Genomic DNA, 11962 nt, shown 5'->3' with positions numbered 1-11962 from the left:
ACCGGCATGGAAGGGCAGTTCAGGCAGAACCGGTCCCGGGCCCCTTCGCACGGCGCAAGGGGTGGAGAAGGCTGGCGACGATCTCCCCGGTACGGGGGAAGGACGCGGGATCGCCGAGCCCGACCGCGACCGGTTCGCGGCCGGGGCGCCAGGTGTAGCTGTCGAAGGCGTGGTCCCAGATCGACAGGTCCGATCCGTAGTGGCCCGCCTCGGACAGATCGGTGCTGTGGTGCAGCCGATGCTGCTCGGGGCTGGCGAGCACATGATTGAGCCGGCCGATGCGCACGTCGATGTTGGCGTGGACGAAATAGCCCTGGGCGGCCACAAAAAGTCCCACGACGAACACCGAATCGCGGGAGAAACCGACCAGCGACAGAGCCAGCTGAACGATTCCCTGCGCGAGAACGATATCGAGAACGTGGTTGACGCCGTTATTGGCGACGTTGACCTTTTCCGGCACATGGTGCACACCGTGCAGCCGCCACAATATCGCATTGGTGTGACCGAGCCTGTGCACAAGATAACTGGCCAGCGATCCGGTCAGCAGGGCGGTCGGTATTTCAGCCCAGAGATTCAGTTCCGATTCACGCGTCGCCAGCTCGGACACGAGGGCCGTGACAAGGTACTGCGCGAACGCACTGGCCACCATCGTCAGCAGGAAGTAGATACCGTACCAACGCCATTCACCGGCGTTCGGATGCCAGGACCGACGGTACGGAATCATTCGTTCGAGCACGGTGAGATAGGAAATGACACCGAGCAGGAAGAGCGGGCTCACATGCTCCGGGTCCCAGTCGAGACAGAGTGCCGCGGCACTCACCGAGACCGTGCCCACCAGCAGGAACGGGTAGGCCGCCACACGCAGAACCGCGCGCGGGACGGACGCCGGGCCGCTTCTCCCTCCGGCCCGGCCGGAATCCACCTCCGGATCATCGCCGGGCGGCGGTTCGCAGTTTTCCACTCACAGCACCTTTACGAACGGAACCAGCGCAGCACAGTGCACGGACCGGAACAGATTTGACAATTGCTACGCGCGGGCGCACGGGACCGGCGCACCGGTCGTCACCTGCCACACGCGGGAAAATATGTACTGGAGTGTGAGGGGGCCCTTCGTGGACCCCGCGGACCCAGGAACCGTCTCCGGGCCGGCCCGCTCTACTAATTTTTCCCCACCCGGCGACCTCAACCGTCGAATTCAAGCCGCATGCGGTTCCCCGGAGACACCCTTGGCAGGAATTGCCGGCGAGGCCCGAACCGCTCGGTTCACCGTGAATATGAATTATTAATAATATTGATTCGAGGAGTTTTCGTGCGTCTCTCTTCGCCCTCGCGCCGCCGTTCGTCCCGGCGCCGATCGACGACCGCCGCACTCGCGGCGGCGCTGCTCACCGGAGTGGGCGCCGCGGCCCCGCCTTCCATGGCCGTGGCGCTTCCCCGCGAGACGGCCCAGGGGTACGCGCTGCGCTCCGTCGCCGAGCTCTCCGCCCGGCGCCTCGCCACCGGCGACCTGGTCGCCGCAGCCAAGTGGGGTACCGGCAGCCCGGTCGACGACCCCGCCAGGGAGCGGCAGGTACTGGATTCCGCGGCCGATCGGGCCGAGGGGCTCGGTGCGGACCCACGGCTGACCAGGCTGGTCTTCCGCGACCAGATCGAGGCGAACAAGGCGGTGCAGCGCGGGCTGCACCGGCGGTGGCGGGACCACCCGTACGAGGCACCGGCCGGGCGCCCCCGCCTCGATGACGTGCGCAAGGAGGTCGACCGGCTCAACGAGGCGCTCGTCCGGGCGGTCGCCGACTCGGCACCGTACCGGCGGGCCGCTCCGCCGTGCCGGGTCGCGCCGGCCGTCTCGGCGGGACGGGTGAGCCGCGAGCGGAGTCTCGACGCGTTGCACGCGACCGCACTGGCCGGCTCCTTGAAGTCCGTCTGCGGGAGTCGCCGGCAGCACGCCGGATAATAATCGGCTTGAAGTACACGGCGCATGAACGTTGAACGCGCCCCCACTTCCAGTACCGCCGGCGTCCACGGCCGATTCGCGCAGCGGGTGCGTGGCCGGGCGATCAAGCCACCAGCGGCCGGTCCTGCGGTGCGATCGGCGCCGGGAGCTCCGTGGAGCCGCTCAGGTAGCGGTCCGTCGCTGCGGCGGCGGACCGTCCTTCCGCGATGGCCCACACCACGAGGGACTGACCGCGCCCCGCGTCACCGGCGATGAAGATCCCGTCCGTCCGGTGTCGGGCCGCCCTCCCCGACGGGTCCGTCGTCTCGGCTCCGAAGCCGGCGTTCCGGGCGAAGTTCCCCCGGCCGTCCAGGGTGAGGCCGAGCTGCCGCATCAGCCCCGTGCCGTGTTCGGGCCCGTAGAAGCCGAGCGCCAGCAGCACCAGATCCACCGGGATTCCTCGTTCGGTGCCCGGGAGCGGCCTTCTGGCCGCCGGCTCCACCTGCGCGAGACGCAACTCGTGCACCCGCCCGGTCCGGTCGCCCTCGAAGCGAAGGGTGGCCGAGGCGAAGACCCGCGGGTCCGTGCCCTTCCGGCCCCTGGCCTCCTCATGGGCATGGGATATCCGGTAGATCCTCGGGTGGACGGGCCAGGGTTCGCTGTCGGGCCGCTCGTCGCCCGGCTCGGGATTGATGTCCAGCTGCACCACCGAGGCGGCCCCCTGACGCAGCGCGGTGCCCATGCAGTCCGAGCCGGTGTCCCCTCCCCCGATGATCACCACGCGCTTGCCCTGGGCGGTGACGGCCGGGGCTTCGCAGTCGCCCTGGGTGACCCGGTTGGCCAGGGTCAGATAGTCCATGGCCTGGTGGATGCCGTGCAGCTCACGGCCCGGCACGGGCAGCTCCCGTCTGCCGCGCGCGCCCACAGCGATGACGACCGCGTCGTGCCGCTCCATGAGTTCGGCGGCGTCGAGGTCACTGCCGATCTCCACTCCCGTGCGGAATCCGGTGCCCTCCGCCCGCATCTGCTCGATGCGGCGGTCCAGGTGGCGTTTCTCCATCTTGAACTCGGGGATGCCGTAGCGCAGCAGTCCGCCGATGCGGTCGTCGCGTTCGTAGACGGCGACGGTGTGGCCGATCCTGGTGAGCTGTTGTGCCGCAGCCAGACCCGCCGGACCGGAGCCGACGACTGCGACGGTCTTCCCGCTGAGCCGCTCGGGGGGCCGCGGTGCCGCGTACCCGCGTTCCCAGATCTGGTCGGCGATGGCCTGCTCGACGTTCTTTATGGTCACCGGGTCGGCGTTGATGGCCAGCACACAGGCGTCCTCGCACGGCGCCGGGCACAGGCGCCCGGTGAACTCCGGGAAGTTGTTCGTCGCGTGCAGCCGCTCGGCAGCGGCCCGCCAGTCTTCTCGTCCGGCGTACGTGTTCCACTCGGGGATGAGGTTTCCCAGTGGGCAGCCGCTGTGGCAGAACGGGATGCCGCAGTCCATGCAGCGCCCGGCCTGCTCCGACACCAGGGGGAGCCGCGCCTGTCCCGCGTAGACCTCGTTCCAGTCGCTCAGCCGTTCCTGGACGGGGCGCGCCGGAACGGGCCGGCGGGGGAATCTGAGGAAGCCGTGTGGATCGTTCATGGGCCGCCTCCATCGCTCACTCGCGGTGCACAGGCGTTTTTGTCAGCCTACGCCCGCTTTGCCCCTTATCCCAGAGCGACGACCGGACCCGCCCGGCCCGGCCGGGGCCGTCGCCGGCCGGTCACCCGGCGGCTCGCCAATGGTATGGACATGACCAATCGCCCTGACTAGTCTCGAAGTTGGTCTAGACCTAGTGGGGTGGAGCGCGCCCTCCCCACTCGTCACGCAGCGCCCCCACACCTCCCTCAGGAGCGAAGCATGCGCAGAAGGATCACCTCGTTCGTCCTCGGCCTCGGGATCGCCGGGGCCTCCCTCCTCGTCACCACCGGCAGTGCCCAGAGCCATGGCTACACCGACGCTCCCGTCAGCCGTCAGCAGCTCTGCGGCAACGGCACCGTGCGCAACTGCGGCCAGATCCAGTGGGAGCCGCCGAGCGTCGAGGGTCCGAAGGGCTTCCCCGCCCGCGGCCCGGTCGACGGCACCATCTGCGCCGGTGGCATCGGCCGGTTCTCCGAGCTCGACGACCCGCGCGGCGGTTCCTGGCCCGCCACGAAGGTCACCGGCGGCCAGAGCTACACCTTCCGCTGGCGCATCGAGGCCCGGCACGCCACGACCGACTTCCGCTACTACATCACCAAGGACGGCTACGACCCCACCAAGCCCCTCACCAGGGCCGACCTGGATCCGCAGCCGTTCCTGACGGTGCCCTTCGGCGGCCGTCTGCCGGGTTCGACCGTGACCCACGCCGGAGTCCTGCCGCAGAAGTCGGGCAAGCACCTGATCCTCGGCGTCTGGACGATCGCCGACACCGGCAACGCGTTCTACGCCTGCTCGGACGTCACCTTCTGACACAGGGCCGCCGCCACGAGCCGGCGGGGGTCCGGTCCGCACGGCGGGTGCCGGGCGACGCAGTACGCCCGGCACCCGCCCGCCGAACCGTTCTCCGGTGCGCAGCCGCTACGGCGTCGCCGCTCCGACACCGGTGACGGGCCCCTCGATGAACACCGGGGACGGACCGGCCTCCAGAGTGAGTCGGCCGTCCGTCGGCTGCCTCACGGAGCGTCGGCCCCAGGAGTCGACAAGGGTGACCGGGCCGGTCGCCGAGACCATGAGGTCGCGGGCGGTGGTCGCCCACACCACGCGGGTCGTGCCGCCGCCGGTGAAACGTACCGAGTGGGCCGGTGCGGCCACCGCGTCGTCACCGGCGTACGTCTTGCCGCCGAGCATCCGGGCCACCACCGCCTGGGCGACCGCGGCCGGCTTCGGGGCGTTGGCGGTGACCGAGACCGGATTCTCGGTGGTGGGGGTCACGGGCTGCCGGAGCATCCCGAAGTTGTGTTCCGTCGAGGTGGGGTCGCTGCCGTCGTTGACCAGGTCGTACCAGTAGACCCGGGTCACACCGTTGGCCAGGCCGGTGGCGTACAGCCGGATCAGGTTGTCGGCCTGCTGGCGCTCGGTGGTGCCGTGGCCGGTGTCGGTGGGCCAGCCCATCTCACTGAGGATGATGGGCTTGTCCTGGCCGCCGTTGGCGGCGCGGATCCGCTGCCGCAGTCCGGCGATGGTGTCGCCGGTGCTGCCCAGCCACTCCGGTCCGCCCGGGAAGCGGTAGGGGTGGACGCTGTAGGCCTCCATCGCCTCCAGCCCGCCGCGGTCCATCAGGTCCGGGGCGAAGCACTTGCCGCCGCCCGCGGGGGTGCAGTTGCCGATGCCGATGGTGGCCGGGCCGACGACCGTGGCGCCCGGGTCCGCGGCCTTCACGGCCTGGTGGACCCCTTTGAGCACCTCCAGGTAGCAGGCGGCGGTGCGTCCGCAGGTGCTGTTGTTGAAGGTGCCCGCGTTGTACTCGTTCAGCACCTCGACGTTGCTCAGGTCGTAGTGCTTGAGCACCGCGGCCGCGAATTTCCCGAAGGCGGCGATGCCCTCGGGGCTGCTCGGCGTCCGGCCGTTGTCGTAGAGGGAGTTGGCGCCGTTGGCGATGATCATCGGAGTGATGCCCAGCTCACGGGCGTGGGCCATCGTGCTGGAGAAGGCGGCCGGGAAGGTGTAGCTGCCCTTCGTGGTCTCGAACCGGTTCCACCAGGCGTCCTCGCGGATGTGCGCGATGCCCGTCTTCCGTGCCTCGTCGAGCACGTTCAGACCCCAGCCCGCCCGTCCGATGTGCACGGCGGCGCCGAACGGTGAGGACGGGCCGACCGCGCTGTCCGGCACGGGTTCGATGACGGCGAACGAGGTGCGCAGGTCGGTCGGGTCGGGGGCGGCACCCGCGTGCAGGGCGAGTTCGAAGTAGCCGGGGGCGAGGTCGGCGACGGGGATGGTGGCCTTCCCGCCGGAGAGCCAGCTGGTGCCGCCGCGCACCCGTACGCCCTGATCGTCGGTGATCGTCCAGGAGACCGAGGCCGCGGACGATCCGAACTCCACTGCTCCGGAGCCCCGTTGGAAGATCAGGCTCGCAGAGGTGACGGACAGGGTGTGTGCCGCGGCCGGGGCGGACGGAGGGATCGCCACGATCAGGGCCAGCGCCAGGGCCGGCGCGAGAGCGAGGGCCGGCATGCGGGCGAAGGGTGAGCGACGTCGGAGGCCCGGTGTGACGCGACGCCGGCGCCGGGAGCCGGCCGGCTCGCCGGGGAGGGTCTGACTCATGGTGGTTCGCCTCTCGCTGCTGGGGAACGGTGTGATGTGCATGGGGAAACGTGGGGCCGGTGGGCGCCCGGTCTCGCGGCGACCACCGGCCCGGCGGCGGATCAGCGGGCACGAGGGCCGGCGGTCAGCGGGTCAGCCGAACCTGCTGATAGCGCGTCAGCTTCCAGTTGTTGAGCCCGTCGCCCCAGGTCTGCCACCCGTCGAGACCGAGCGAGCGGTAGTTGTCCCGCTGCACACCGTCGTTCTTGTTGACCGTCAGGGTCAGCGAGAACGCGGGGTCGTCGGGCGACAGCGGGGCGATCCGCTTCCACGGCACGGCCACCAGGTAGGTCGTGGTGCCGGCCTCCTCGTCGCGGGACACCCGGACATCGGCGCCCGCCACCGGCCCGACCGGGTAGTCCTTCGGCAGGGACTCGACGAAGACCCCCGGCCCCTCGGTCACGGTGTCACCGGCGTAGAGCATGTACCAGTCGGCGCCCCAACGCCCCAGCCCCTCCCCCGGTCCGCCCGGCTGCACCCCGATGCCGATGCTGTCACCGGCGGGCAGCCAGGCCACCTTCTGTGCCGTCCGGTGGTCCTTCTCCCGGACGACCGCGGACACATAGAGGTTCTTGTCGTCCCAGGTCGCCCACATGTCGCCGTCGGCCAGGCCCGGTTCGATGCCGCTGTACGAGCCGACCTCGGAGAGGTCCACCTTCGGGACGTTGCCCAGGCCGGTGAGCCTGCCGTCCACCAGGTGCGGGATGGCCCTGGCGATCGGGCTGAAGCCGAAGGAGTCGCTGTCCCGTACGGTGCGCCCGTCCGCGAGTCTGGCGGTCACCCCGACGGGCTTGACGGCGTAGGCGGCCGCCCCGTCGACGGTGGTGCGGAAGGTGCGGGTGCCGAGCGGCGGAACCGTGCCGCCCTCGCCGATGCCCCGGCCCGCGATCGTCCCGGTGAGGTCTCCGAAGGACCAGTCGATGCCGGTCACCCTGGCCGGTGCGTCCGGCGAGTGGTTGGTGACGGACACCGCGAGCCGGTCGGTGCGGGTGGTGCCCTTCACCGACATCTCCGGGGACACATCGACCGTCACCGGTTCCGCCGTCACCCGGGTGCCGGTGGCGACCGCACCGGCCCGCTTCCCGTCGAGGGTGACCGCCGCGGCCAGGCCGCGGTTGCCCGGGGTGCCGCCGGCCGGGACTCTCAGCACGGCGCTCGCCCGCCGGCCGGGGGCCGCGGAGACGGTGACCCGCTCGCCCTCGACCTCGAACACCGCGGTGCGCCGGTGTGCGGACGCCCCGTGGCCGGTGGCCCGGTTGTCGACTGTGGCGGTCACCGGGATCTCCGCGCCGGCCGCGATGTCCCGGGGTGCGGACAGCGACAGCAGCGGTGATTCCTCGACCTCGTCCACCGCGGCCCGCAGATAGACCGGGGCTCCGGTGGCCGTGAGGTGCACCCAGCCGTCCACCGGCTCCAGGACCCGCTCCCCGCCGAGCATGTCCACCACGGTGACGGGCTTCCCGGCCCGCACCCGGACCGGCTTGCCGGTGCGGTCGCTGCTCCACAGGGCCGTGGTCACGGCGCCGCCGCCGGGCGAGCCGGCCGCGGACCTGAAGGTGTAGGCGTGCAGGCCGGGATCACCGGTGTGGAGCCGGCCGGTGAACCGCGCCTCGGTGAGTTCACGGGCCGTGGTGGAGTAGGCGAGGTAGGCCGGCTTGGGGTTGAGGCCGTTGGCCTCCGGGCCCGTCCTGCGCAGCAGCCCGAAGTTGTGTTCCCCGTTGCTCGGGCCGTTGCCGTCGTTGATCAGGTCGTACCAGTAGTAGCGGGCGACACCCGCCGCCTTGGCCGCGAGCAGGGCGCGCGCGGTGGCCTGCGCCTGGGTCTGCTCGTCGACGCCGATGCCGTCGCGGTCGGCGGAGGTCCAGCCCTGCTCGGTGATCCAGATGGGCAGTTCCCTGCCGCCGTTGTACTGACGCATCAGTTTCTTGAGGCCCGCGATGTCGAGCTCGACGCCCTCGGGGTCGCCCGGGGCGCGGTAGGGGTGGATGGAGATCGCGTCCATGTGCTTGAGTCCGCCGAGCTTGAACAGCTCCTCGAACCAGTCCAGTGGCACCTTGAACGACGAGGCGCCGACCAGCGTGATCTTCGGGTCGGCGGCCTTGACCCCGGAGTACGCGGCAGCCAGCATCTTGGCGTAGCACTTCGCGCTCTGCGAGCACACCCCGTTGGAGAAGCCGCCGTAGTACTCGTTCCAGACCTCCAGCGATTCGATCCGGCCACCGGCCATTTCCGCGACCTGTCCGGCGTACTTCCCGAACGCCCGGTACGCCTCGTCGGTGCTCGGGATGTTGCCGTAGTCGGAGTTGCCGAAGCCCAGCGTCATCAGACCGTTCTGGCCGCGCTCACCGAAGTCCGCGGTGACGCGTTCGCTGGCCTCGGGCCACTGGTACTCGCCCTTGGGGTGCTCGATGCTGCCCCAGTAGACGGAGTCGACACGCAGTGCGTCGGCCCCTGCGCGGGCGGCGAGCTTCGTGCTGTCGTCCCAGGCGTCGCCGGGGGCGGAGCGGTGGTGGTGGTTGACGCCGAAGAAGGAGTCGGTGGTGCGCTTGGGGTCGGGCCCGGGGTGCTGCACCGCGAAGCCGGCGGTGCGGTCGACCGGGGATCCGTCCGCGGCGGTCCCGCGAAGTGTCAGCGTGTAGTAGCCCAGCGGTAGTTCACCTGCGTCCACGGCGCCTTCGCGGGTGACCGGGTCGATGGCGGCGGCGCCCTGCCGCACGGTGCGGCCCCGGTAGTCGCGGACGCTCCAGGGCACGGAGCGGTCGCGGGCGGACAGGACCCCGAAGGTGGCCCGCTCGCCCGGGTCGAAGAGGTTGCCGGGGGTCGTCACATCGACCTGCACGTCGTCGGTGTCGACCGGGGACGGCTCGAAGGCGTACCGGGCGAAGCAGACCGGCTTCTCGCTGGACCCCATGTCCTGCGCCCAGGTGGCGATACGCATGTCCCGCCCGTACTGCCCGCCGGCGAACGCCCCGTCCGGGATGTAGAAGTGCGCGGTCTTCCAGGTGTTGGTGCCGGTCGTCCGCACGATCCGCGAGGTGCGCCACGGGTTGGCGCCCGCGTCGTAGACCAGCGCGAACTTGGTTCCGGGCGCGTCGAAGTAGTCGATGTCAACGGCCGCGTGGTTCGCCCCCTCGTGCTTGAGGCGGTCGTCCAGAGTGACGTAGAGGTACTGACTGGGGCGGCCGGGGCCGATCTCCCAGCAGTCCCGGCCGCCGTACGTGTTGGCGTTGGCACTCGCCTCGTCGCTGCCGGGGGATGCGTCAATGGTGACGTTCCGGGCCTCAAGTGTCCTTCCGAGCACGGCGGTCGCGGAACCGTCACGGTCCGCGGCGGTGGATCCGGACTGCTCCGCGGAGGCGGCGGCCGGGCCGAAGGCCAGCAGGCCGAGCAGCGTGGCGAAGGCCACCGTCGCTCTGGGCAGGCGTCTGCGTGGTCGATGTCGCATGGCGTGAAACTCCCTGATCATCGGGCGCGGGGGTGCTGCGCGCGGTCACTGCGAAAAGCCTTTCCGGGCCGGCCCCGAGGCGGCTCCGGGCCGTTGCGCAACCGCTTGCTCAAGCGCGGCACAGACTGGTCCCGCGAACAAAGCCTGTCAAGGGTTCACACAGGAACCACCGGAATTGCACAAGCAGTTGCGCATCATGACTAGGCTGAGGCCATGACGGAACGGGGCAGGGTCACACTGAGCGATGTCGCGGCGGTCGCCGGGGTTTCGCTCTCCACGGCGTCAAGGGCGTTGAACGGCGGCGGCCGGGTCTCGACGGCGACCAGATCGCGCATCGCGGAGGCCGCGCGCAGGCTCGACTTCCGTCCCAACGCCCTGGCCCAGTCCTTCGCGTTGGGGCGGAGCCGGACGATCGGTATTCTCGCCCAGAACGCCCGGGGAGCGTTCACCGAGCCGGTGCTGGTCGGGGCGGTCACCCACCTGGGCGGCAGAGAACAGGCGTGCCTGCTCTACGACACCGGTTTCGACCCGGACACCATGGCCGAGAGCGTCCGCAGGCTGCTGGCCCGGCGCGTGGACGGACTGCTGGTGCTCGGCGACGACCTCCGGGCCGAAATGCGCTCCGTGACAGCCGAGTTCTCCGTCCCGGTCGCCTATGCCTACGGGCTCACCGACCGGGAGGGCGACTCCTGCTACGTCCCCGACAGCCGGATGGCCGGAAGGCTGGCGGGCGAGCATCTGCTGTCGCTGGGCAGGCGTCGCATCGCGCACATCACCGGCGAGGCCGCCGACACCGCCACGTCGGGGCGTGAACAGGGGCTGCTGGCCACGCTCGCCGCTGCCGGGCTGCCGCCCGCGGCCGACACGCTCCGGGGCGACTGGAGCCGGGCCTGGGGGGTCGCCGCCTGTCGCCGGCTGATCGGGTCCGGCGCCCGGTTCGACGCCGTGTTCTGCGGCAACGACCAGATAGCGCTGGGCGTGGAGTCCGTCCTGCGGCAGTCGGGAAGGCGGGTGCCGGACGATGTCGCGCTGGTCGGTGTCGACAACTGGGAGTACGTGATCAGCGGTCAGAGAACCCGCCATCTGACCACCGTGGACACCGGGTTGGCCGCGCTGGGCGCCGCCGCCGCCGCTCAGGTGGCCGACGGGCGCGAGGCTCCCGGGACGCACGCCCACCCGTGCACGCTGGTGATCGGCGCGACGACGGCCGGACCGCAGCCGGAGGGCTGAGCCGGTCCGCCCGGCGGTGCTCCCGCGCTCACTCGGCGGCGGCGAGCCGGGCGGCCGACTGGACGGTGACGAGGGCGATGCCCCCGCAGCACACGGTGAGGAGCAGCAGTTCCGCCGTGGAGGGGGCGGGTGCGGTGCCGAGCGCCCAGTCTCCCAGGCGCACGGTGAAGGGAACGGCCAGTTGCACGGCGGCCGTGAAGACCGGTCCGCGCAGCAGGATGAGCCGGTGCTGTACGAGGTAGGCGGGCGCGTACACGGCGGCACCGAGCACGACCGTTCCGCCGATCGCGGCAGGGCTCGGGGGGTGGGAGATCAGCGCGGGCAGCGCCATCGGGAGCAGCAGACAGGTGGCGGCCGCGAGCAGTACGGGCAGCACGGCGAGGGGCGGCAGCCCCGACAGCCGTTGCCGGTACAGGAAGCCGTATCCGGCGAAGGCCACGGTCGCCGCCGCCACGAGGAGCAGCCCCACCCCGTCGGCGTCGCCGGCGTCCGCGCCGAGTGCCGCGTATCCGACGGCCGCGGCGCAGGCGAGCACCGCCCCGGCCACCTTGCGCGGGCCGGACCGTTCGCCGAAGAACAACGCGCCCACGGCCACCGAGGCGCAGGGCATCAGCGCGACGACGAGATTGGTGAGCGAGGTCCCGATGCGCGGGATGGCGAGGAGGGTTCCCGCCGCGTACCCGGCGAAGCCGAGCAGCCCCAGCAGCCATACGGTGCCCGGCCGGGCCGCGGCCCGGCGCAGGTCGGCCCGGCCTTCCGCGGTGGCGGCGGCGACGGCGGTGAGGACCAGGCAGCACACCGCGGTGCGGCCCACTGCGACGATCAGCGGATCGGTCCCTGTGACCAGGGCGCCGGAGAGCAGCCAGGTTCCGGCGAGCAGCAGTACGAGGACGGCCGGCATCGCACGCCCTTTCCGTGGACGGTGGAGGAACGGGCAGCGGGCGCGGAGCCGTTCGGCCGCCGGGCCGTCCGCGTGACCGGGGTGCCTCCGGGATCGCGGGACCGGGCCGTGGCGCACCGAGCACCTCTGCACAGTCACTTT

Annotated in this window: 8 protein-coding genes; 3 read left to right on the top strand and 5 right to left on the bottom strand. The window is 71.2% G+C overall.

The genetic code is table 11. From position 1 onward, the window contains the following. Nucleotides 1-19: 19 nt before the first annotated feature. The gene (locus AADR41_RS09580) at nucleotides 20-961 is read right to left on the bottom strand and encodes a sterol desaturase family protein (RefSeq protein WP_446751003.1); all 942 of its coding nucleotides are present in this window, start codon (nucleotides 959-961) and stop codon (nucleotides 20-22) included. 348 nt (nucleotides 962-1309) lie between these two features. On the opposite strand from AADR41_RS09580, the gene aroQ reads away from it, so the two are divergent. Then, nucleotides 1310-1954, top strand: a complete 645-nt coding sequence (gene aroQ / locus AADR41_RS09575; protein WP_342280885.1) for a gamma subclass chorismate mutase AroQ — start codon at nucleotides 1310-1312, stop codon at nucleotides 1952-1954. Between the two features lie 103 nt (nucleotides 1955-2057). On the opposite strand, the gene AADR41_RS09570 is transcribed toward aroQ, so the two are convergent. After that, nucleotides 2058-3566 carry a glutamate synthase subunit beta gene (locus AADR41_RS09570; RefSeq protein WP_342280884.1) on the bottom strand — a complete coding sequence of 503 codons (1509 nt, stop codon included), beginning with the start codon at nucleotides 3564-3566 and terminating at the stop codon, nucleotides 2058-2060. A gap of 258 nt (nucleotides 3567-3824) precedes the next feature. Between AADR41_RS09570 and AADR41_RS09565 the strand changes: the two genes are divergently transcribed. After that, entirely contained in the window at nucleotides 3825-4415 is a 591-nt protein-coding gene (locus AADR41_RS09565; protein WP_342280883.1) for a lytic polysaccharide monooxygenase auxiliary activity family 9 protein, read from the top strand. A gap of 108 nt (nucleotides 4416-4523) precedes the next feature. On the opposite strand, the gene AADR41_RS09560 is transcribed toward AADR41_RS09565, so the two are convergent. Both AADR41_RS09560 and AADR41_RS09555 read right to left on the bottom strand, forming a co-directional pair. Beyond that, entirely contained in the window at nucleotides 4524-6116 is a 1593-nt protein-coding gene (locus AADR41_RS09560) for a hypothetical protein (RefSeq protein WP_342280882.1), read from the bottom strand. 214 nt (nucleotides 6117-6330) lie between these two features. Next, on the bottom strand, nucleotides 6331-9690 hold the full coding sequence (locus tag AADR41_RS09555; RefSeq protein ID WP_342280881.1) for a glycosyl hydrolase: 3360 nt from the start codon (nucleotides 9688-9690) through the stop codon (nucleotides 6331-6333). Between the two features lie 213 nt (nucleotides 9691-9903). On the opposite strand from AADR41_RS09555, the gene AADR41_RS09550 reads away from it, so the two are divergent. Further along, entirely contained in the window at nucleotides 9904-10920 is a 1017-nt protein-coding gene (locus AADR41_RS09550) for a LacI family DNA-binding transcriptional regulator (RefSeq protein WP_342280880.1), read from the top strand. A gap of 28 nt (nucleotides 10921-10948) precedes the next feature. Here AADR41_RS09550 and AADR41_RS09545 read toward each other — a convergent pair whose 3' ends face one another. Further along, complete coding sequence (locus AADR41_RS09545; RefSeq protein ID WP_342280879.1) at nucleotides 10949-11821, bottom strand: DMT family transporter; 873 nt, start codon at nucleotides 11819-11821, stop codon at nucleotides 10949-10951. Between the last annotated feature and the right edge of the window lie 141 nt (nucleotides 11822-11962).

Source organism: Streptomyces sp. CLV115 (genome assembly GCF_038448545.1).
In the GTDB taxonomy this organism is placed as follows: Bacteria; Actinomycetota; Actinomycetes; order Streptomycetales; family Streptomycetaceae; genus Streptomyces; species Streptomyces sanglieri.
This window is presented reverse-complemented; position numbering and strand designations above follow the sequence as displayed.

What these genes read in the sequence shown, in the direction of transcription:
- AADR41_RS09550 (WP_342280880.1), top strand. Translation starts at nt 9,904, where the DNA reads ATGACGGAACGGGGCAGGGTCACACTGAGCGATGTCGCGGCGGTCGCC.
- AADR41_RS09555 (WP_342280881.1), bottom strand. Translation starts at nt 9,690, where the DNA reads ATGCGACATCGACCACGCAGACGCCTGCCCAGAGCGACGGTGGCCTTC.
- AADR41_RS09565 (WP_342280883.1), top strand. Translation starts at nt 3,825, where the DNA reads ATGCGCAGAAGGATCACCTCGTTCGTCCTCGGCCTCGGGATCGCCGGG.
- AADR41_RS09560 (WP_342280882.1), bottom strand. Translation starts at nt 6,116, where the DNA reads ATGCCGGCCCTCGCTCTCGCGCCGGCCCTGGCGCTGGCCCTGATCGTG.
- AADR41_RS09545 (WP_342280879.1), bottom strand. Translation starts at nt 11,821, where the DNA reads ATGCCGGCCGTCCTCGTACTGCTGCTCGCCGGAACCTGGCTGCTCTCC.
- AADR41_RS09570 (WP_342280884.1), bottom strand. Translation starts at nt 3,566, where the DNA reads ATGAACGATCCACACGGCTTCCTCAGATTCCCCCGCCGGCCCGTTCCG.